Below are 21,629 nucleotides of genomic sequence, written 5' to 3'. Positions count from 1 at the left end.
CTTGTATGCGTCCTCGTTCAGCTCAACTCACCGTCCGTGCCGCCGGTCAGCTCCGCGTGCTCCTTGCCCTTGCCGCGGGTCTTCACGGCGTCTTCGGGCAGGGGCAGCTCGGGGCAGTCCTTCCACAGCCGCTCCAGGGCGTAGTAGACGCGCTCCTCGCTGTGCTGGACGTGGACCACGATGTCGACGTAGTCGAGGAGGATCCACCGGGCGTCGCGGTCGCCCTCGCGGCGCACCGGCTTGGCCCCCAGCTCCTTCAGCAGCCGCTCCTCGATCTCGTCGACGATCGACTTGACCTGGCGGTCGTTGGGGGCGGAGGCGATGAGGAAGGCGTCGGTGATGGACAGCACGTCACTGACGTCGTACGCGATGATGTCGTGCGCGAGCCGGTCGGCCGCGGCCTGCGCGGCGGTGTTGACGAGCTCGATGGAGCGGTCCGTAGCGGTCACAAAGCTGGCTTTCTTCGACGGTCGGATACCACCCAAGGGTCTCACGGACCGCTGACAACCCCTGCCCCCTTTGTTGACGGCCCCCGCGGGCCCGACCCGGCCCCTTCAAAAAGGGGCCAGGTCAGGGCCGGGCGACAGGTCGACGGGTGCGGTGGATCACCCCGTGGGGAAGTCCTTGCCGAGGACGACGCTGACGTCGGCGTTGGGGGGCGCCTTGCCCTGCTTCACCGCACCGGCCGGCAGGCCCAGCGTCTTGGCGATCTCCGCCGCCTCCGCCTTCCGCGCCTCGTCACCGTAGGTGACCTGGGACGCGGCTGCGGTGTCCGCCTTGCCGCCGTCGACGACCGCGTAGCCGGCGTTCACCAGTGAGATCCGGGCCTTCTCGGTGGCCGCGGCCCCTCCCGTGGCGTTCTTGATGCCCACGCGGACGGCCGCGCCCTGCTCGGGAGCGGTGACGGAGCCGCCCAGGACGTTCTTGACGACGTCGACGGACGCCTGCTCGCTGAGGGTGCCGTCCGGCTGGACGGGCAGCAGCGCCGTGGTGTGGTCGCCGCCCTTGGCGTGGTCGGCGAGCTTGGCGAGGGAGGCACCGAGGTCCTTCTCGGTCAGGGAGGGGTCGAGGATCTGCGCCAGGGTCTCCACGGTGACGGTCGCGGACTGCGCGTCGCTCGGGAACTTCTTCAGCACGCCCAGCATGACCTGGCCGAAGCGCTGGAGCTGCTGGGCCTCGGACTCGCCGGGGCCGAGGTGGGTGGCGTACGCGACGGCCGCGCGGCCGTTCAGGGTCTGGTTCTCGCCCTTGGGCACCAGCGGCGCGGCGCCCTTCTTGGCGCCGGGGACCTCGGCGTCCGTCGTCAGGTCGATGCTGCCGACGAGTTCGACCAGGTTCTCCAGGAAGGGGGTGTCGAGCCGCCACGTACCGCTGATCTTCGCACCGAGCAGGGCGCCGACGGCCTCGCGGGTGCCGGCCGAGCCGTCCTCCTCGACGGACTTGCCGAGGGTGGTGGCGGCGCCGTCCTCGCCGGCGACGCCGAGGGCGTTCGGGAGCAGCACCGTGGTGCCCCGGCCGGCGGTGACGTTGTCGACGAGGAGCACGGTGGACGTGCCCTCCTTCTTGGTGTTGTGCAGGTGCACCACGATCACGTCGCGCTTCTGCGGGCCGCCGGCCGTGCTCTTCCCGCCGTCGTCGGACAGGCCCGGCAGCTTGCCCGCGGCCCAGAGGTAGCCGACGCCGCCGACGGCGAAGAGCGCGAGGACGACGGCGAGCGCGATGGCCCGGAACCGGCTGCGGCGCCTGGCCTCCTCGCGCCGCTCGGAGCGGCTCTCGGTGAACTTCAGCCAGTCGATGACGTCTTCGGACTCGCCGTTCTCCTCGATGAAGGAGAACTGTTCGGTGCGGTAGTCCCGCTCCCCCGCGGGCTCGTCCTCGACGCGGCGCTGGCCGGGCACGGCGAGCGGGGTCTCGGCGGGCGCCCCGGGGCCCTGGTCGGGCGCGGACTGTTGTCGGGGGATGCTCCACTGCTGGGTGGTGTCGACGGCGGGCTGCTGGCCCGTGTCGTATCCGTACGCGGCGGGGGCGTAGCCGGCGGCGTCGTAGCTGCCGGTGGCGTAGGGGTCGGGGGTGCCGTGGGTGTCGTAGCCGTACGGCTGGCCCTGGGCCTGCCCCTGCACCGGCTGGTCGTGGGGCTGCTGGGGCTGTTGCTGCTGCGCGTAGGGGTCGTAGCCGTACTGCTGTTGGGCGTACGGGTCGTACCCGGGGGGCTGCTGGGGCTGCTGATAGACCGGCTGCCCGTACTCGTCGTAACCGATGATCTGCGGAGGTGGGTAGTAAGGGTCGTACGGCTGCTGCTGGTCGTTCACCGGGGCCCCTCTCCGCGGCTCAGTCGCCGCGGTACAACTGGCGCTTGTCGATATAGCGCACGACACCGTCCGGCACCAGGTACCAGACCGGATCCCCCTGGGCGACCCTGGCCCGGCAGTCGGTCGAGGAGATCGCCAGCGCGGGGACCTCCACCAGGGAGACCTTGCCCTCGGGGAGTCCGTCGTCCGTCAGGTCGTGCCCCGGACGCGTCACCCCGATGAAGTGGGCGAGCGAGAACAGCTCGGTGGCGTCCCGCCAACCGAGGATCTGGGAGAGCGCGTCGGCTCCGGTGATGAAGAAGAGGTCGGAGTCCGCGTTGAGGACGTGCAGGTCCCGCAGCGTGTCGATGGTGTACGTCGGACCTGGCCGGTCGATGTCGATCCGGCTCACCGAGAACTGGGGATTGGACGCCGTGGCGATGACCGTCATCAAGTAGCGGTCCTCTGGCGGGGACACGGTCTTGTGGGTCTTCTGCCACGGCTGACCCGTCGGTACGAACACCACCTCGTCGAGGTGGAACAGGGCGGCCACCTCGCTGGCCGCCACCAGGTGACCGTGGTGGATCGGGTCGAACGTCCCGCCCATCACGCCGAGTCGACGACGGGCCGGGCCGGGGCCCGAGGCACCGGGCCCGGCTCCGTTGACCACTTCCTGCTCTCCCATGCGTGCAGAGCCTACTGGCACGTTCGTGCGGACGGCCCGGTCGGGACTCAGCGGTCCCGGTTGAAGCGGGTCGTGATCCACAGCAACAGGAGCAGCGCGGCGAGGGCGCAGGCGCCGATCAGGAGCGGGCTCAGGCTTTCGTGGCCGCCACCCTCGGCAAGGGTGACCAGGTCGGCAGCGGTGCTTGTGAGGCTCATCTTCAGCGGGACCAATCGATCGGTTGCGGGGCGGAGAGACTTCGGGCACATCGTATGCGGGCGGGTCGGGCACGCTCACGCCGACTCAGACGTTGTCGTTGTCACGGTGCCGTCCAGACGGTGCCGGCGGGTGGGGAGCGGGCGGGGCGACCGGTGGGTTCCGGGGGGCCAACACCCTTCGGGGAGCGGCGATCCGGAGTTATCCACAGGCTTCGGCAGCCCTGGACGCCAGCGCCTAGGCTGGATGTCGTCAGGGGGGCGAGCCGTCCGTTCGCACATCCGTCGCATCCGCACGGACGTACACGAGCACCATCACACGCACCATCGGTTCACACAGGGGGCTGGAATGACCGAAAGCAGTCAAGACAACGTGCCGAGCAGGCAGCGCCGGCGCTTCCCGGGCATCTCCTCCCGGGCGTACGAGCATCCCGCGGACCGCTCGGCGCTGGTCGCCCTGCGCAAGCTCAGCGGCTTCGACACCGTCTTCAAGGCGCTGAGCGGACTGCTGCCGGAGCGCAGTCTGCGCCTCCTCTTCCTCTCCGATTCCGTTCGGGTGAGCGACGCCCAGTTCGCCCATCTGCACGCCATGTTGCGGGACGCCTGTTACATCCTCGACCTGGAGAAGGTCCCCGCGATGTACGTGACGCAGGACCCGCGTCCCAATGCCATGTGCATCGGTCTGGACGAGCCCATCATCGTGGTGACCACGGGCCTGGTGGAGCTGCTGGACGAAGAGGAGATGCGGGCCGTCGTCGGCCACGAGGTGGGCCACGCCCTGTCGGGCCACTCGGTGTACCGCACGATCCTGCTCTTCCTGACGAACCTGGCGCTGAAGATCGCCTGGGTGCCGCTGGGCAATGTGGCGATCATGGCCATCGTCACGGCACTGCGCGAGTGGTTCCGCAAGTCGGAGCTGTCCGCGGACCGCGCGGGGCTGTTGGTGGGACAGGACCTCCAGGCGTCCATGCGCGGTCTGATGAAGATCGCTGGCGGCAACCACCTCCACGAGATGAACGTGGACGCCTTCCTCAAGCAGGCCGAGGAGTACGAGGCCGGCGGCGACCTGCGCGACTCCGTGCTGAAGATCATGAACGTGCTGCCCCGCTCGCACCCGTTCACCACGGTCCGTGCCGCGGAGCTGAAGAAGTGGGCCGACAGCCGCGACTTCCAGCGCATCATGGACGGCCACTACCCCAAGCGGGACGAGGACAAGGACACCTCGGTCACGGACTCCTTCCGCGAGTCCGCCTCCCACTACGCCGACACGGTGCGCACCAGCAAGGATCCCCTGATGAAGCTGGTCGGCGACATAGCCGGCGGCGCGGGCGACCTCGGCGGCAAGCTCCGCGACAAGTTCACGGGCAACGGCAGCCGCGGCGCAGCGTCCGAGGGCAGCAAGGACGCCGGCAGCTCGGACACCAGCGGCAAGGGCACCGAAGGCAAGGACACTGGCGGTTCGGGAGGCAGCGGCTCCGGCAGCCAAGGCTGACGGCCCCCTTCCTCACTCCTCACCCCGGCCCCGTCCCTCCCTCGTTCCCCTTCCCCTCTCCCCCTCTTCCCATCGATCCGGGGCGCCCGGCCCCTGCTCTGGCTTCGCTCCGCGGGCCTGCTTCGGGCCGGGCCGGGCCGGGCGACGGTGGGGGCGTCGTCAAGGGCGCGAGGGGCGTGAAGGGGACGGTTGGGCTGCCGGGGAGAGCGAGCCGCAGAGCGCCGTCGTCGGCTCGGCCGTGGTGTACGGATCCGTCCCGGCCGGGACCCCGAGGGTCGCTCGTTGGCCGGCGAGCAGGGGCCGCAGGGTGCCGGAGCCGTCTTGCGTGCAGCTCTGGGGGCCCGCCTGGATGTTGCTGGAGAGGAGTTCGGCCCGGCGGTGCGGCAGGTCGTCGTGGTCGAAACGGAGCCGTATCTCCCGGCGTACGACGAAGAGGGAGGCGCCCCGGTTCGCCGAATCCGCCCGCTGCCCTGCGCCCGTCGAGCCCGCCAGCTCCGAGCCCGGCTGGCGTCCCGGGTCCTGTTGTCCTGCCGGGGCGGCCTGGGGCTCCGCGGAGGGTCCCGTCGGGTCGGCCGTCGTCGCGGGGCCCGGGGGCGGGGTCGCGCCGGGGGGTTCGACGGGGCGCAGGGCGTAGGTGAAGGAGTGGTTGGAGGTCACCTCCAGGGTGTCCGAGCCGGCCGTGGAGTAGCTGAGCGCGCCCTCGACCCGGACCCCGGGGTCGGCCAGCGCGACCTTCGCCGGGTCGAAGCGGACCAGCCAGCCCGTGGCCGCGTGGTGGCCGTCGGGCGCCGGGGTGGCCATGCTCCGGTCGAACTGCTCGAACTGGTCGGGGTCGAGCAGGACCCGCACCGGGCGGACCGCCCCGCCCGTGAGCACCTCCGGATAGAGCGAGGAGACCACGAGGTAGTTCTTGGCGATGGTGAGCGCGGCCAGCACGTCGCTCTCGGAGAAGCTCCCGGTGCGACGGGCACCGGGCAGGGTGATGCCGGAGGCGCCGATGCGGTGCTGGGCGGCGGGACTGTGCCGGAACAGTTCCTCGGGGGTCCCGCCGGGCACGGGGCCGGAGGGGACGAGCGGGATCATCGAGATCCGCAGGGGATCGGCCCGCTGGCTGGCCGGGGAGCGGTGGGGGTGGCGTACGCCCAGGTAGATCACGGTGCCGAGGGCGATCGCGATCAGCAGCGCGAGGACGAGGGCGGAGGGGGCGCCGCCGTTGCGACGGGGGGTGCCGTGCCAGGACGGCAGGGTGCGGACGGCACGGGCGGGGCTGCCCAGGCGCTCCCGCGCGGAGTACTCCTGGAGCCGCGCAGCGCGTACGAACGATTCGTCGAAGACGACGGATCGGTACTCGTCCTCCCCGTCGCCGGGAGGCCCCTCGGGTGTCCCTCCGGGGGTCTCCCCGGGCGGGTCTCCGCGCCCAGCCATACTTTCAGGGTAGGTCTGCCGGCCGTTCAGTAAACGCGCCTTCGCAGGGCAAAGTTTGACGGTACGTCACTCCCGGCACCGATGGTGCACCGGCGTTCGGCCCGCGGTCCAGGTCAGGGGGTGCGCGGGTCCGTCGGGAGCGGTGTGGCGGGGCGGTCGGGCGCCGCGGAGGAGACGGCCACGCGGTCACGCAGGGCGTTCGGGTCGGCGGCGGAGCCGGGCGGGCCGGGGGTGCCGGCGCCCGGGGCGGGGTTCGACCGGGTGCTGTCGACGCCGGTCGTCGCGGGCGTCGGGACCTGGTCCTGGCGGTTCCCGGCGGCGCCCCGGTAGACCGCGGTGAAGGCCAGGGCGACCATCCCGATCCCCATCAGCAGGGCCAGCACCCAGGCGACCGGCCGGTGCCAGCGGGCGGTGCTGCGGTAGGGCCGCAGCGCGCCGTCGTAGGGGCTGTAGTTGGCGGACCAGCCGTCGTCGGGGGCGCGGGGGCGGTCGTACGCTGCGTACCCGTCCGGGTAGTGCTCGTCGTCCGGGGCGCCCATCCCGGCGCCGGCGCGGGCCGCCTCGGCCTCCGCCCTGGCCTGGGCCGCGGCCAGCAGCCGCTCGACGGCGGTCGGCTCGTGGACCTTGGCCGACCTGACGAAGTCCTCGTCGAACACCACGGAGGCGAAGTCCTCGTCCGCGCCTCCGCGGTCGTCGTCAGGCTCCCAGCCGTCCGGGAACGGCCTGCCCCCCACGTCGTCCGGCACGCCTTCAGAGTAGACCTGGGCGATGGGTTTGGGCAGACGGCGGAAGAAGTCCGCCGCGGCCGTGGCCGACACCCACCCGTACCGGACCCGTACCGGTGCCCCCGCTCCCCCGCCCGGCGGACCGCGGCGGAGGGCGCCCGGAGCGCCCCGGGGCCGTCAGCGGGTGTGGCCGTCGCCGGTCACGATGTACTTCGTGGAGGTCAGCTCCGGCAGCCCCATCGGCCCCCGGGCGTGCAGCTTCTGTGTCGAGATGCCGATCTCCGCGCCGAAGCCGAACTGGCCGCCGTCCGTGAAGCGGGTGGAGGCGTTCACCGCGACCGTGGTCGAGTCCACCAGTTGGGTGAACCGTCGGGCCGCCGCCTGCGAGGAGGTCACGATCGCCTCGGTGTGGCCGGAGGACCACAGCCGGATGTGGGCCACCGCCGCGTCCAGCGAGTCCACCACGGCCGCCGCGATGTCGTACGAGAGGTACTCGGTCTCCCAGTCGTCCGGGGTGGCCTCGACGACCGTGGCCTTGCTGTCGGCCGCGTACCCCAGCACCCGCTCGTCGCCGTGGACGGTCACCCCGGCCTCGGCCAGCGCGTCCAGCGCCCGCGGCAGGAAGGCGTCGGCGATGTCCCGGTGCACCAGGAGGGACTCGGCGGCGTTGCAGACGCTGGGCCGCTGCGCCTTGGAGTTCACCAGGATCGACACCGCCATGTCGAGGTCCGCGTCCGCGTCCACGTACACGTGGCAGTTGCCCGTGCCCGTCTCGATGACCGGGACGGTGGACTCCGTCACGACGGTCTGGATCAGCCCGGCGCCACCGCGCGGGATCAGCACGTCCACCAGCCCGCGGGCGCGCATCAGCTCCTGCACGGAGTCCCGCGACTCGCCGGGGACGAGCTGCACCGCGTCCGCCGGCAGCCCCGAGCCGCCGACCGCGTCGCGGATGACCCGCACCAGCGCGGTGTTGGAGGAGTACGCCGAGGAGGAGCCGCGCAGCAGGACGGCGTTCCCGGACTTGAGGCAGAGGGCGGCGGCGTCCACGGTGACGTTCGGCCGGGCCTCGTAGATGATCCCGACGACGCCGAGGGGGACGCGGACCTGCCGCAGGTCGATGCCGTTCGGCAGGGTGGAGCCGCGCACCACCTCGCCGACCGGGTCGGGCAGCGCCGCGACGTCCCGCACGTCGTGCGCGATGGCCCGCACCCGCTCGGGGGTGAGGGTCAGCCGGTCGACGATCGACTCGCCGGTGCCCGCCTCCCGGGCCCGGGCGACGTCCTCGGCATTGGCCGAAACGATCTCGTTGGCACGGACCTCCAGGGCGTCCGCGATCGCCAGCAGCGCGTCGTCCTTCGCCGAACGCGGCAGGGGCGCGATGTCGGCCGCGGCGGCGCGGGCACGGTAGGCGGCCCGGGCGACCGGGGAGAGGTTGTCGTACGGCGAGAGCGGCGATGACGTCGTCATACCCGCAGGGTAGTGCGCCGGGCGGAACGACCCCTCCCACATCCCGCACTCCGAGACGCCCCCGCGGACCGCCCCCGCACCGCGACGGGGCCGTGCGATCCACGACGGACCCCGCATGAGCTGGCAAGAAGCCAGGAGCACAGCTGCTAGAAGGGGTGGATGCCGACCGGGGACGCCGGTGGCGGACCGTAGCCCTCCGCGATGCGCTGGTGATACGTCTGGCGGTCGATGACCTCCAGGCCGACGATCGTCCACGGGGGCAGCTTCGCCGACGAGCGGTGCTCGCCCCACAGCCGCAGCGCCACCGCGGCGGCGTCGTGCAGGTCGCGGGCCTCTTCCCAGTAGCGGATCTCGGCGTGGTCGTTGGCGTACCGGCTGGTCAGCAGGAACGGATGGTCGTGCGCCAGCTGCTCCAGCCCGCGTCGGACCTCGGTGAGCGGTGCCGTCGCCCCGGAGACGCTGAGCGTGATGTGCCACAGCTTCGACTGGCTGCCCTCGTCCCCGCCGCCGCCTTCGTCGCGCTGGTCGTCGCGGGGGCCGCCCCCGGACGCGTCGACGCTCGTCAGGGTCCGCTCGGACCGGGCCTTGGCCACGCCCCTGGCCGTGACCGTGGCCGCTGCGGCGTCGAGGGCCGCGGACCGCTCCCCGCCCGCCAACCCGCGCAGACGGGGGACGCCATCGTTCCCTCGGGACAAGTCCCCTGGGCGCGCTCGTGTCACCAGCGGCCTCCTGTTTGCATGTGTCCTGGTGCCCTGCCCTGGCCGCGCCCCGGCGCGCGGCGGGACCCCCGTCCGACCCCCCAACAAAGTTGACCAGTCCCGGACGGGACGTGGGGCGGTTTTAGTAAAGGTCCCTGTTGGTTGACGGCAGTTTCAGCCGATTCAGGGGTGCAGGACGACCAGATCGTCCCTGTGTACGACCTCTCTCTCGTATGCCGGACCGAGTTCCTGTGCGAGGTCGCGGGTGGAACGGCCGAGGAGTCGGGGAAGCTCCTTGGCGTCGAAGTTGACGAGCCCGCGGGCCACGGGACGGCCCGCCGCGTCGCGCAGCTCCACCGGGTCCCCCGCGGTGAACTCGCCCTCGACGGCCGCGATCCCGGCCGGCAGCAGCGACTTGCGGCCCTCCACGACCGCCCGCACCGCGCCGTCGTCCAGGACCAGGGCGCCCCGCGGCGTGGAGGCGTGGGCGAGCCACAGCAGCCGGTCGGCGGAGCGCCGGCCGGTGCGGTGGAAGTACGTGCCGGTGGCGCGGCCGGCGAGGGCGTCGGCGACGCTGACCGCGGAGGTGAGGACGACGGGCACCCCGGCGGCGGTGGCGATCCGGGCCGCCTCCACCTTGGTGACCATGCCGCCCGTGCCGACGCCCGCCCGGCCCGCGCTGCCGATCTGGACGTGCGCGATGTCGGCGGGGCCGCGCACCTCGTCCACCCGGGTCGCGCCCGGCTTCGCCGGGTCCCCGTCGTAGAGCCCGTCCACGTCCGACAGCAGGACGAGCAGGTCGGCACGGACGAGGTGGGCGACGAGGGCCGCGAGCCGGTCGTTGTCGCCGAACCGGATCTCGTCCGTGGCCACGGTGTCGTTCTCGTTGATCACCGGGACCGCGCCCATGGCCAGGAGCTGGTCCAGGGTCCGGTAGGCGTTGCGGTAGTGGGCCCGGCGGCTGGTGTCGTCGCCGGTGAGCAGCACCTGGCCGACGCGTACGCCGTACCGCGCGAAGGACGCGGTGTACCGGGCCACCAGCAGCCCCTGGCCGACGCTGGCGGCGGCCTGCTGTCGGGCGAGGTCCTTGGGGCGGCGGGCGAGGCCGAGCGGGGCGAGCCCGGCGGCGATCGCCCCGGAGGAGACCAGCACGATCTCCTTCTCCCCACCGCTGCGGACCTTGGCGAGGACGTCGACGAGGGCGTCCACCCGGTCGGCGTCGAGTCCGCCCGACGCGGTGGTCAGGGAGGACGAACCGACCTTGACGACGATCCTGCGGGCCTGCACTACCTGCTGTCTTGCCACTGTCACAGCCCGAATCTATGCCAGGCCGCGACCTCGGCGCCCCGGCATTTCATCCGCTGGACACGGCAGGGCACGGCAGGGCACCGCGGCCGGACGCGCACGGGAACGCCCGGGGCCCGTGGAGAGTGACTCCCCACGGGCCCCGGGCACATCCGTACGACCGCGCCTCAGCGCGCCAGCCGCGCCTCCGCGCCGTTGTTCTCGTCGGTGTCGCTGCCCTCGGCGCCCTCGGCGCCCTCGCCGCGTTCGGCGCCGGTGTCGCGGGGCGCGCGGGCGGCGGTGCCCGGCAGCAGCGGTGCGCCCGCCTGCTCGCCGATGCGCTGTTCCACCCGCCGGTTGCGGGCCTCGGCGACGGTCTGGAGCGTCCGTACGGCCGCGTTGAAGCGCTCCATCGAGGTGGGGCGGTCCGGCCCGAGGAGGTACTGCTTCAGCTCGCGCCGGGCGCCCGCCTGGGAGTCCCGCCCCGGGGAGGCGACCGCGGCCAGCAGCTTGTCCAGGTCCTGCGCGCCGTTGGTGAGGACGACCGCGGCCCGCGCCGCGGTGTTCTGCTGCTGGAACTCCTCGGTGCCGACGCCCGCGGAGTCCGTCACGGCGTAGGGCTTGCCGCTGGCCATGAAGTCGGAGACGACGCTGGAGATGTCGGAGACCATGGCGTCGGCCTCGTTGAAGCAGTCGTACAGCCGCGGCTCGGGGCCGGTCACGATCCGATGCTCCCACCAGCCGACCGAGCGCCAGTACGCGTCGTTCCACGCGGACCGCAGCGCCGCGATGCGCGCCAGCTTCACCGGGTCGGCCAGCGAGACGCGGGACTGCTCGGCCTCGTCGCCGCCGGCGCGCCCCGGCTTGGTCAGCGCGGCCAGCTCCGCCTCGACGGCGGACAGCTCGGTGCGCGCCTTCTCCCGGTCCGACGCGGACGCGGCGACCTCGGCGGCCCAGCGCGGGTCGGTGCCGCGCTCGGCCGCGGCCTTCTTCACCATGGCCACGATGCGCTCGTGGACGGCCTTGGCCTCCTTCTTGCGGATGCCGGTGAAGGGGTGCGGCTTGTAGACGAGGCGGACCGGCTGCTCCGCGGTCAGCAGCCGGCGGACGATGTTCTCGCCGGCGAGCAGCAGGGAGGTGTTGCCCGGGTTGTCGTCCCAGCCCTCCCAGGTGGGGGCGTACAGGACGGTCGGGACGGGGTTCTTCGGGGTGCCCGTCCAGGTCTGGATGGGGGCGAGCTGGGGGCGTCCGACCTCGACGAGGTCCTCGTCCCGCACGCCGACGTCCGCGAGGGCGTACCGGTCGCGGCCGGCGCGGCCGGCCGTCCACACCTCGTCGTACGCCTTGCTGAACGGGTTGACGCTGGCGAGCTTGTCGCTGTCGCCGTGGCCGATGAAGACGTGCTTCATGCCGGGCTGGCGCAGCATGTGGATGTTCTTGCCGACGTTGGCGGGGTAGAGCGCGACGCGGACCGTGGACAGGTCCAGGTTCATGGTGTGGGTGCCGCCGGGGACGCAGAGCACCGGCACGGTGGTCACGTTCAGCTTGGGCACCAGGTCGCGCTCGCGCATCAGGATCAGCGGGCGGCCGTCGACCTGCTCCATGGTCTCCAGCCACATGTTGACCTGGTACGCGGACTCGCTGCCGCCGGAGAAGTACAGGACGACGGTGGGGCGGTACTCGCGCAGCCAGGTGTTGACGGCCTTGAGCACGGTGGCGGCGGGCGGCACGCGGCGGTTGCGCAGACAGGGCACCAGGACCGCGGTGTAGAGCAGTCCGAAGGCGACGCTGAGGGCGACGCCGGCGTATCCGACGAGGTACGTGCCGGTGGCGGCGGCGACCAGGACGCCGACCATGGCGGGCAGGTCGAGGTGGAGCATCTTCTCCGCGGAGCGGCGCATCAGCAGCCGCGGCGGGGCGTCCGGGATCCGTACGCCGTGCAGGTCCACGTTGCGGGTGACGACCGGCAGGGTGCGGCGCAGCCTGATCAGGGTCGTCAGCGCGCCGTGCGGGGCCTGGAGGCCGTAGAAGACGAGGAAGCCGGCGACCGCGGTGTAGAAGAGCGAGGTCTCGGCGAGCCCTTCGCGGGCGAGCAGCAGCACGACCAGGAGCTGGCGCAGCAGGAAGCGGATCGGGAGGCCGACCCGGACCTTGTTGAGGCGGTTGATCAGATAACTGCCTCTGTGGTGCAGGTAAGCGTCCGCCGCGTAGGTCACGGCGGCCGCGCCCACGAAGACCGGGACGCTCGGCAGGAGCGCTCCGAGCAGGGCGGCGGGGTAGCCGAGTCCGATGAGGAGGGCTGCGACCAACTCGGACTTGCTGCCGACGCGTACCAAACGAATGACGGTCGAAATCACGGGGAACCTGCTCCAAACGGTGCGGGTCGATCTCACACGAGCACAAGCAAATGAGGCGGAGGACGGGGGTGGCGGGGGACGCGGTTAACGACCCGGGGTGCGATAGGGAGTGGAGTAAGGAGCGGCGTCTGGTGCGGTCGATCGCAAGGCGCCGACAGGCCCTGGGGCGTTCCGGCAACGCCGGGAGTGGCCGTGCCGGACGCCGCGACGCCGCTCCCTATCGCACCCCGGGTCGTAAGGCGTCACATGTCCCCCTCGCGGTCGAGGACCGCGGCGAGCGCCTGCTCGAAGCCGGACGCCTCGCTCGCACCGCGGGTCGGGTCCTGCTGGCGCACGTCGATGACGTGCCCGGTCAGGTCCGACAGCAGGACGTCGAGCGAGCTCCGGGCGACCGCCTCGGAGGAGAGCAGGCTGCCCGCCGGCTCGGTGCCGAACGCCTTGGTGCGCATCGGGGTCGCGGTGCGCTCGGGGTTGACGCAGTTGACCCGGATGCCGTCGGCGGCCCACTCGTCGGCGAGGGCCTGGGTGAGGTTCACCATGGCGGCCTTGGTGGAGGAGTACAGGCTGTACTCGGCGCGACCGCGGGTGTAGCTGGAGGAGGTGTACAGGAGCAGCTGCCCCTTGGTCTCCGCCAGGTACTTGTAGGAGGCGCGGGCGATCTGGACCGGGGCCAGGTAGTTGACCTGGAGGGCTTCCAGGATGGTGCTGTTGTCGGTCTCGGCCAGCTTGCCGATGCGCAGGACGCCCGCGGTGTTGATGACGTGGTCGATGCGACCGGTCTCGGCGTAGGCGCGGGAGAGGGCGTCGTCGACGTGCTCCGGGTTCTCCACGTGGGTGCCGGTGGTGGAGCGGCCGAGGGCGTACACCTTGGCGCCGTACTTCTCGGCCAGTGCGGCGATGTCGGCGCCGATGCCGTACGAGCCGCCGAAGACGACGAGTGTGCGGCCGTCGAGCAGCTCCCGGTAGGCGGCCTCGTCGGCCTGGGCGGGGGCGGCGGTGGAGGCGAGCTGGAAGAGCTTGTCGGCGATGAAGACGTCGACCGGCTGGGTGACCTTCATGTTGTACTCGTCGCCGGCGACGACGTGGATCGGCACGTCCGGCAGGTACTTCAGCACCACGGAGCAGTCGTCGGTGGCCTGGAAGTTGGGGTCGCCGGCGGCGACCTCGTACGCCCGGCGGATGGTGGACAGCTTGAACGCCTGCGGGGTCTGGCCGCGGCGGAGCCGGGAACGGTCCGGCACGTCGGTGATGAACTCGCCGTCCTCGCCGTGGGTGCGGGTGACGATGATGGTGTCCGCGGACGGGATCGCGACGTCCACGGCCTGGAAGCGGTCGAGCGCGTCGACGCAGTCCTGGATGACCCGCTGGGACAGCAGCGGACGGACGGCGTCGTGGAAGAGCACGTTCGGGTCCTCGCCGTCGGCGAGGCCCTCGCCGAGGGCGGCGATGGCGCGCCGGGTGGTCTCGTTGCGGGTCGCGCCGCCCTCGATGACCCGGCGGACCTTGGTGAGGCCGGCCTTGGCGACGATCCGCTCGACGTCCGGCACGAAGCCGGGCGCCATCAGGACGATGACCTCGTCGACGGAGTCGGCCTGCTCGAAGGTCGTCAGCGTGTGCTCGATGACCGCCTTGCCCGCGATCTTCAGCAGCTGCTTCGGGATCGCGAGTCCCACTCTTTGGCCGGTGCCACCCGCGAGCACGACTGCCGTGGTACGGGGCTTGGCTTCACGCGGTGCGGACACAGGGAGACCTACCTAGGAGGAAGTGGGGAACGGGGCGATGGTCGCACTCTGCGTGACCGTCTCGCAAGGTGAGTACGGCCCGACAAACACTATGAAGACACTGTGATTTCACACTGTGTACAACTGCGCCGTCATTTTCGTGGAGGGCTCGTGGAGCCGGGGCGCACGGAGAGTGACGATGGGAGTGGCGGAGGGCGGGGCCGGTCATCGGTCCTGCACCCTCATCAGGAGGCGGTTCGTGTCGTCGAAGGCGAGTCGCAGCTTGACCAGTCGCTGGTCCTGCCGCCGCAGCCGGCGGATCACCCGACGGGCGAAGAGCAGGGGGCGCTGCTTGTGCACCAGCACCTCGGGGTAGACGCGGACATCACTCTTCTGGACTACGTCGTCAAGGAGCCTGGCGACCTGCACGGGCTCGTGGTCCGGGGCGAAGCGCAGCCACAGCTCCCACTGCTCGTCGCCACTGCGCTGGAGGGCGGCGACGGACTCGCAGTCGATGACGGCGGAGAAGCCGCGGGTGCCCTCGCGGGTGCCGTGGAAGGTGATCTCGTCGCCCGAGGCGTCGGTGGCGTCCGGTGCAGCCGCGTCCGCGGTGGCCGAGGGTCTGCCGGTGCCCGCGCGGCGCAGCACCAGGGTGGGCTCGCCGGAGGGCTCGACGGGGCCGACGATCCGCCCGGTGAGCGCCAGCCGGCGCTCGACGACGGTGCTCAGCCGGCGCTCCAGGACCGTGACGTCACCGGACTCCACGTGCACCGGGCGCACCCAGGAGCGCAGCACCAGCCGGTGCTCGAACTGCTGGCGGTACGGAACGAGGTGGCGCACGCCGCAGTCCGTGCGCATCCGCTCGGCGACGTTCATCGCGCCGCGCTGGTCGACGGAGCGGGCGATGACCTCGGTGCGGCGGCCGGTGAGGGGGCTGTCGGTGTGGCACGTCCACACGCCGTCCGCGAAGTCCTCGCCGACGGGGACGACGGAGGTGCCGTTCGGCGCGAGGGGGTACGCCCGCTCCTCGGCCGCTCCCCCGTCGTGCGTCCACACCAGCTGGAGCCCGGGGTGCTTGAGCGCGGCGGCCTCGGGGGAGACGACGGTCACGGTCAGGGAGCCGTCCGCCTCGGCGACGCAGTCCGCGACCGGGGTCGGGGACGGTTCCGGGGAGGGGAGAGCTGAGGTCGAGGAGAGGAAGGAGCGGCTGCGCTGGGCGGAGCCGGCGCCGAGTTCGGCGAAGAGGTCCGCGTACTGCTTGGCGACGGCGGCGGGGTCGTAACGGCGGGAGTTGCGCAGGGCGGCCTCGGCCATGGTGCGGCGCAGCGACTCGTCCTCGATCAGCTTCACCATGGACGCGGCGAGGGCGGCGACGTCACCGACGGGGACCAGCAGGCCGTCCTCGCCGTCCTTGACGATCTCGCGGGGCCCGTAGTCGCAGTCGGTGCTGATCAGGGGCAGCCCGCAGCGCATCGCCTCGACGAGCGTCATGCCGAAGGACTCCTGGCGGGAGGTGGAGACCGCGATGGAGCCCTTGACCCACTCGGGCTCGATCGGCGAGCGCGGACCCATGAGCTGGACGCTGTCGTGCAGCCGCAGCCGGTGCAGCACGCGGCGGATCCGGTCCCGGTCCGGGCCCCAGCCGCAGATCCGCAGGGACCAGTCGGGGTGGACGGCGACGACCTTGGCGAAGGCCTTCAGCAGCACGTCGTACTGCTTCTCCTTGGAGAGCCGGCCGGCCGCGACGATCAGCTTCTGCGAGAGGTCGGCGGGGGCGAGGAGGGGCCCGGGGACGCTGTTGGGAATGCAGAGCAGTCGGGTGTCCGGCAGCGGCATCTGCTCGCGCCACACCGCGGCGTCGCCCTCGGAGACGGTCACGAAGGCGTCCATCGTCTCCAGGTGCGGGCGCAGCTCCTCCTTCAGCGCCGCCTTGTGGTGGTTGAACGTCATGTGCTCCTGGCCGATGAGCACCGCGTTCTGAGGGGCGAACTGGGCGAGGTAGGCGACGAGGCCGGGGCGGGTGCCGATGACGACGTCGGCGTCCGACTCGGCGTAGTGGGCGCGCACCCGCTCGTCGGTGAGCTTGCTGTACTCCTTGTAGCGGGCCTCGTGCCGGGGGAAGTGCTCGGCCGGCTTCTGGTGGTCCGGGTGCCCCTTCTCGTACGTCGGGGACTTGGGGCGGGTGTCGACCAGGTACGAGAGCTTGACGCGCGGGTCGATCGGGAACAACGGGACGTCGCGGTGCCGGAACGCCGAGACGATCTCCACCTCATGCCGGACGGCCAGCTCCTCGGCGAGGTTCACCGTGGTGCGGATGGTGCCGCCGATGCCGTAGACCGTGTGTATGAGGAAGGAGATCTTCATCAAGGCTCCGTTCGGTTTCCTGGGGCGGTGAAGCGGCACTGTCTCACGGCCGGCACCCCGGAATCACAACGTCCGCCGACGATTTGAGACCTGATAGTAAGACGCTCTTCGGACACCGAGAGTTTCCGTTCCGGGTCGGGAACTTTCACCCGTCGGTCACGAAACGGGCTCGGTACCCGATGCGCCCCGGGCCGGACTGTCGCCGTCCGACCCGGGGTGTTCACCGACGGTCGCCGCGCGCCCACCGGGCGTCGCGGCTGCCCGCGCAGCCTACTGGCTACTGGAAGGGGTCGAAGTCGTCGTAGGCGCGCTGGGCGTCGTCCCGCTCCGCGTCCCGGTCCCGGCGCCGCTGCGCGGACGGGCGCGGGGCGTCGAAGCGGTGGTCCTCGCCGCGCCGGCCGAGCATCTCGGCGCCCGCCATGACGGTGGGCTCCCAGTCGAAGACGACCGCGTTCTCCTCGGGGCCGATGGCGACGCCGTCACCCGCGCGGGCCCCGGCCTTCATCAGCTCCTCCTCCACCCCGAGGCGGGCGAGCCGGTCCGCGAGGTAGCCGACGGCCTCGTCGTTGCTGAAGTCGGTCTGGCGCACCCAGCGCTCCGGCTTCTCGCCGCGCACCCGGTACAGGTCCCCGTCCTCGCGGGTGACCGTGAAGCCGGCGTCGTCGACGGCCTTCGGACGGATGACGATCCGGGTCGCCTCCTCCTGGGGCTTGGCGGCGCGCGCCTTTGCGACGATGCCCGCGAGCGCGTACGACAGCTCCTTGAGCCCCGTGCGGGCCACCGCGGACACCTCGAAGACCTGGTAGCCCCGGGCTTCGAGGTCGGCGCGGACCAGGTCGGCGAGGTCCTGGCCGTCCGGGATGTCGATCTTGTTGAGCACGACCAGGCGCGGCCGGTCGTCCAGACCGCCGTACTGCCGCAGCTCCTCCTCGATGACGTCGAGGTCGGAGAGCGGGTCGCGGTCCGACTCCAGCGTCGCCGTGTCCAGGACGTGCACGAGCACGGAACAGCGCTCCACGTGCCGCAGGAACTCCAGGCCGAGGCCCTTGCCGCGGCTGGCGCCGGGGATCAGTCCGGGGACGTCGGCGACGGTGTAGACGGTGGAGCCGGCGGTGACCACGCCGAGGTTCGGCACGAGCGTGGTGAAGGGGTAGTCCGCGATCTTCGGCTTGGCCGCGGAGAGCACCGAGATCAGCGAGGACTTCCCTGCGGAGGGGTAGCCGACGAGGGCCACGTCCGCGACGGTCTTCAGCTCCATGACCACGTCACGGCTCTCACCGGGCTCGCCGAGCAGCGCGAAGCCGGGGGCCTTGCGGCGGGCGGAGGAGAGCGCCGCGTTGCCGAGGCCGCCGCGACCGCCCTGGCCGGCGACGAAGGTGGTGCCGTGGCCGACGAGGTCGGCCAGGACGTTGCCCTGCCCGTCCAGCACGACCGTGCCGTCCGGCACCGGCAGGACCAGGTCCTGGCCGTCCTTGCCGGAGCGGTTGCCGCCCTCGCCCGGCTGGCCGTTGGTGGCCTTGCGGTGCGGGCTGTGGTGGTAGTCGAGCAGCGTCGTCACGGACTGGTCGACGACGAGGATCACGTCGCCGCCGCGTCCGCCGTTGCCGCCGTCGGGTCCGCCGAGCGGCTTGAACTTCTCACGGTGAACGGAGGCACAGCCGTGGCCTCCGTTACCCGCGGCGACGTGCAGCTCGACGCGGTCCACGAAGGTGGTCATGGGATGTCCTCCAGGGTCACTGCCGGTTTCGGGGGCAGGGGCGGTCACACCGCTCACTGCCGGGATCTGCTTACTCGTAACACGCGAAGGGCGGACCCGCTTCCCCTACGGTTCCGGGATGCCCGGGTCCGGTAAGGGAAGTGAGGTCCGCCCTCGCGAAGAGAACCGTGTTACGGCGCCTCGATCAGATCGATCGCGTGGAACGCGTCGAAGATCGCGTCGATCAGAAGGATCGAATCAGGCGACCGGAACGATGTTCACGACCTTGCGGCCACGGAAACGGCCGAACTCGACCGCACCGGGCTGCAGCGCGAACAGGGTGTCGTCGCCGCCGCGGCCGACGCCCTTGCCGGGGTGGAAGTGGGTGCCGCGCTGGCGGACCAGGATCTCACCGGCGTTGACGACCTGACCGCCGAAGCGCTTCACGCCGAGCCGCTGAGCGTTGGAGTCGCGACCGTTCCGGGTGGACGATGCGCCCTTCTTGTGTGCCATCTCTCCTCAGTCCCTTACTTCGCAGCCGTGGGGATGCTGGTGACCTTGATCGCCGTGTACTGCTGGCGGTGGCCCTGGCGACGGCGGTAACCGGTCTTGTTCTTGTAGCGCAGGATGTCGATCTTGGCGCCCTTGTGGTGGTCCACGACCTCGGCCTGGACCTTGATGCCGGCCAGCACCCACGGGTCGCTGGTCACGGCGTCGCCGTCGACAACGAGCAGGGTAGAGAGCTCTACCGTGTCGCCAACCAGGGCGGTGGAAATCTTGTCAACCTCGACGATGTCGCCGACAGCAACCTTGTGCTGGCGACCACCGCTGCGCACGATGGCGTACACGCGGAACTCACTCTCGCTCGGAACGGAAGCCCCTGATGCCAGCCGTTCGCACGGGCCGGGGCCCGCGACCGTCCGGAATGGATGAGCGGCCTCTCCGGGCGGCGGCCGGGCCGGCCACCGGAGGAAGGTGCTCAGGAGCTGGCGTGCGTACAGACACGCCGACGGTCAAGGTTACGGGGCGCCCATGGGAGGGGTCAAACCGGGCCCCTGCGCCCATGGGAGCTGCCGTGGAGCGCCCCCGGGGCCGCCGACCTCGGAGTGGGGGTACCTCAGGGGCTGGGACGTATGCTCGCGGGGCGCGCGGGCGCCGTCCGCGCGCCCCGGCCACCGTCCCCTACCCGGAAGGCTTCACGTGAACTACAGGGTCCAGCCCACCGCCCAGGTCGCCGGCAGCGCCGAGATCGGCGCGGGCAGCAGCGTCTGGGAACTCGCGCAGATCCGCGAGGACGCCCGCCTCGGCGAGGGCTGTGTCATCGGGCGGGGTGCATACGTGGGCACGGGTGTCCGTATGGGTGATAACTGCAAGCTGCAGAACTACGCCCTCGTGTACGAGCCGGCGGAACTCGGTGACGGTGTCTTCATCGGCCCCGCTGTGGTCCTCACCAACGACCACAACCCCCGCTCGGTCGACCCCGGGTTCCAGCAGAAGCGAGGCGGGGACTGGGAGGCCGTCGGCGTGAAGATCGCTGATGGCGCGTCCATCGGCGCGCGCTCGGTCTGCGTGGCCCCGCTGGAGATCGGCCGCTGGGCGATGGTCGCCGCGGGCGCCGTGGTCACCAAGGACGTGCCGGACTTCGCCCTCGTCGTCGGCGTGCCCGCCCGCCGGGTCGGCTGGGTCGGACGCGCGGGCGTGCGCTTGGTGGAGCGGGACGGCGAGCCGGGCGTCTGGGAGTGCCCGCAGACGGGCGAGGTGTACGAGGAGAAGGACGGCGAGCTGGCCGAGCGCACCGGGTGAAGGGCCCGCCCGGCGGCGGGGCAGGCCCCGCCGCCGCGATCCCATTCGACCACGTCTCGGTCCCGCGGTCCCTGGGTCCACCGCCCGCGCAGCAGCTCCCTGTCCTCACACAGCCCCGAAATGGCAGCAGACATGCCTCCTAGCGAAATACGGACACCCGGCACGGACGCTCACCACACCGTCCCGGAACCCGCCCCGGCGACACCTGCGAAAACGCCGGAGCCCCACCGCCAGACCAGGGAGAGTCCCGCCCGGCTCTACGCCCTCGACGGGCTCCGCGTCATAGCCGCCCTGGCGGTTCTCCTGTTCCACTTCACCGGCATCGACAAAGCCACCGACGTCAACTGGGGGGAGAACCCCCGGTATCTGTTCCCCGAGCTGTTCCCTGTGACCAAGTACGGTTCCTACGGGGTCCAGCTGTTCTTCATCATCAGCGGCTTCGTCATCTGCCTCTCGGCGTGGAACCGCACCCCGGGCCAGTTCGTCAAGGCCCGCTTCCTGCGGCTCTTCCCCGCCTACTGGTTCTCCGTGGTAGTCGGCCTCCTCGTGTGGCGACTCGGCCCCGGCACCGATCGCGCCACGCCCACCATCAGCGATTCACTGACCAACCTGACCATGTTCCAGGTGCCCATGGACGCCGTGCACGTCGTGGGCTCGTACTGGACGCTGTGGATCGAACTCTGCTTCTACCTGGTCTTCCTCGTCGTCCTGTGGAAGGAGGTCAACTACCAGCGGGTGTACGTCTTCGCCTGGTCCTGGCTGCTGTTCTCGGTCTTCGCCCAGCAGAAGTCCACCGGGCTGCCCATCATGTCGACCATCGCCCCCGCCATGAGCACCGCACTGTTCGTCGCGGGCATCGCCATGTATCTGATGTACCGCTTCGGACCTGATCTGAAGCTGTGGCTGTTGCTCGGCGGAAGCTGGCTGATCATGCAGAGCGACCTGATGGAGCACGCCGTCAACCTGCGGGACAACCGTGGCTTCGACCGCGACCCCTGGGTCGCCCTCGCCCTGGTCACCAGCTTCTATCTCCTCGTCCTCGCCATCGCGCTGCGCAGGCTGGACCGGGTGAACTGGCGCTGGCTGACCCCTGCAGGGGCGCTGGTCTACCCGCTGTACCTGCTGCACGAGGAGCTAGGCTGGGCCGTGATCAGGAAGCTGTACGGACCGCTGGGCCCCTGGGCGACCCTGCTCACGACCATCGGTGTCCTGCTGTTGCTCTCCTGGCTGGTGCACCGTTACGTGGAGCGCCCGTCAGTGGGCTGGCTCAGGAAACGGCTCTGAGCACTCCGCGAAGGCCCGGCCACATGGGGAAGGGTCCCGCGCCGATGGCCTGCATCCCACAGATCGACCGTCACGCCGAACCGTTGCTTGAGGGCGAGCTGCAGTTCGGTGGTCTCCACCGAGCTCAGCCCCAGCTCCGTGCG

18 protein-coding genes are annotated in these 21,629 nt (G+C 71.4%); 3 read left to right on the top strand and 15 right to left on the bottom strand.

The window, feature by feature from the left end; all coding sequences use genetic code 11:
* Positions 1-17: 17 nt before the first annotated feature.
* From rsfS to AB0E05_RS20810, 4 genes are all read right to left on the bottom strand, one after another.
* Positions 18-449, bottom strand: coding sequence for a ribosome silencing factor (gene rsfS / locus AB0E05_RS20825; protein WP_361965523.1), 432 nt, complete (start codon positions 447-449; stop codon positions 18-20).
* Positions 450-605: 156 nt separating this feature from the next.
* Positions 606-2,309 (bottom strand): LCP family protein, encoded by a 1,704-nt coding sequence (locus tag AB0E05_RS20820; protein ID WP_361965521.1) that lies wholly within the window; start codon positions 2,307-2,309, stop codon positions 606-608.
* Positions 2,310-2,328: 19 nt separating this feature from the next.
* Entirely contained in the window at positions 2,329-2,973 is a 645-nt protein-coding gene (gene nadD, locus AB0E05_RS20815) for a nicotinate-nucleotide adenylyltransferase (RefSeq protein WP_361965519.1), read from the bottom strand.
* Between the two features lie 47 nt (positions 2,974-3,020).
* Positions 3,021-3,170 (bottom strand): hypothetical protein, encoded by a 150-nt coding sequence (locus AB0E05_RS20810; RefSeq protein WP_361532156.1) that lies wholly within the window; start codon positions 3,168-3,170, stop codon positions 3,021-3,023.
* Between the two features lie 346 nt (positions 3,171-3,516).
* On the opposite strand from AB0E05_RS20810, the gene AB0E05_RS20805 reads away from it, so the two are divergent.
* Positions 3,517-4,659 carry a M48 family metallopeptidase gene (locus AB0E05_RS20805; protein WP_361965517.1) on the top strand — a complete coding sequence of 381 codons (1,143 nt, stop codon included), beginning with the start codon at positions 3,517-3,519 and terminating at the stop codon, positions 4,657-4,659.
* A gap of 159 nt (positions 4,660-4,818) precedes the next feature.
* Here AB0E05_RS20805 and AB0E05_RS20800 read toward each other — a convergent pair whose 3' ends face one another.
* The 11 genes from AB0E05_RS20800 to rplU all read right to left on the bottom strand — a co-directional run bounded on the left by AB0E05_RS20800 (position 4,819) and on the right by rplU (position 19,247).
* Entirely contained in the window at positions 4,819-6,084 is a 1,266-nt protein-coding gene (locus tag AB0E05_RS20800; protein ID WP_361965515.1) for a hypothetical protein, read from the bottom strand.
* Between the two features lie 113 nt (positions 6,085-6,197).
* Entirely contained in the window at positions 6,198-6,830 is a 633-nt protein-coding gene (locus AB0E05_RS20795; protein ID WP_361965513.1) for a hypothetical protein, read from the bottom strand.
* Between the two features lie 156 nt (positions 6,831-6,986).
* Positions 6,987-8,279 (bottom strand): glutamate-5-semialdehyde dehydrogenase, encoded by a 1,293-nt coding sequence (locus AB0E05_RS20790; RefSeq protein ID WP_361965511.1) that lies wholly within the window; start codon positions 8,277-8,279, stop codon positions 6,987-6,989.
* Between the two features lie 146 nt (positions 8,280-8,425).
* Positions 8,426-8,974 carry a hypothetical protein gene (locus AB0E05_RS20785; RefSeq protein ID WP_361965509.1) on the bottom strand — a complete coding sequence of 183 codons (549 nt, stop codon included), beginning with the start codon at positions 8,972-8,974 and terminating at the stop codon, positions 8,426-8,428.
* Between the two features lie 186 nt (positions 8,975-9,160).
* Positions 9,161-10,288, bottom strand: coding sequence for a glutamate 5-kinase (proB, locus tag AB0E05_RS20780; protein WP_361965507.1), 1,128 nt, complete (start codon positions 10,286-10,288; stop codon positions 9,161-9,163).
* Positions 10,289-10,449: 161 nt separating this feature from the next.
* The gene (locus AB0E05_RS20775; RefSeq protein ID WP_361965505.1) at positions 10,450-12,618 is read right to left on the bottom strand and encodes a hypothetical protein; all 2,169 of its coding nucleotides are present in this window, start codon (positions 12,616-12,618) and stop codon (positions 10,450-10,452) included.
* A 242-nt stretch (positions 12,619-12,860) separates the two neighbouring features.
* A complete protein-coding gene (locus AB0E05_RS20770; RefSeq protein ID WP_361965504.1) occupies positions 12,861-14,360 on the bottom strand; it encodes a bifunctional cytidylyltransferase/SDR family oxidoreductase in 1,500 nt (499 codons plus the stop codon).
* 204 nt (positions 14,361-14,564) lie between these two features.
* Positions 14,565-16,703 (bottom strand): glycosyltransferase family 4 protein, encoded by a 2,139-nt coding sequence (locus AB0E05_RS20765; RefSeq protein WP_361965502.1) that lies wholly within the window; start codon positions 16,701-16,703, stop codon positions 14,565-14,567.
* Positions 16,704-16,980: 277 nt separating this feature from the next.
* Positions 16,981-18,420 carry a GTPase ObgE gene (gene obgE, locus AB0E05_RS20760; RefSeq protein WP_361965500.1) on the bottom strand — a complete coding sequence of 480 codons (1,440 nt, stop codon included), beginning with the start codon at positions 18,418-18,420 and terminating at the stop codon, positions 16,981-16,983.
* Between the two features lie 237 nt (positions 18,421-18,657).
* Positions 18,658-18,912, bottom strand: a complete 255-nt coding sequence (gene rpmA / locus AB0E05_RS20755; protein ID WP_361532186.1) for a 50S ribosomal protein L27 — start codon at positions 18,910-18,912, stop codon at positions 18,658-18,660.
* Between the two features lie 14 nt (positions 18,913-18,926).
* Positions 18,927-19,247, bottom strand: a complete 321-nt coding sequence (gene rplU, locus AB0E05_RS20750; protein ID WP_361965498.1) for a 50S ribosomal protein L21 — start codon at positions 19,245-19,247, stop codon at positions 18,927-18,929.
* A gap of 352 nt (positions 19,248-19,599) precedes the next feature.
* Here rplU and AB0E05_RS20745 point away from each other — a divergent pair, with 352 nt between their 5' ends.
* Together AB0E05_RS20745 and AB0E05_RS20740 are read left to right on the top strand one after the other, a co-directional pair.
* Entirely contained in the window at positions 19,600-20,202 is a 603-nt protein-coding gene (locus AB0E05_RS20745) for an acyltransferase (protein WP_361965496.1), read from the top strand.
* A gap of 132 nt (positions 20,203-20,334) precedes the next feature.
* On the top strand, positions 20,335-21,486 hold the full coding sequence (locus AB0E05_RS20740; RefSeq protein WP_361965494.1) for an acyltransferase: 1,152 nt from the start codon (positions 20,335-20,337) through the stop codon (positions 21,484-21,486).
* Positions 21,487-21,629: the final 143 nt, after the last annotated feature.

It is taken from the genome of Streptomyces sp. NPDC048057 (genome assembly GCF_040653095.1).
Taxonomy (GTDB): Bacteria; Actinomycetota; Actinomycetes; order Streptomycetales; family Streptomycetaceae; genus Streptomyces.
This window is presented reverse-complemented; position numbering and strand designations above follow the sequence as displayed.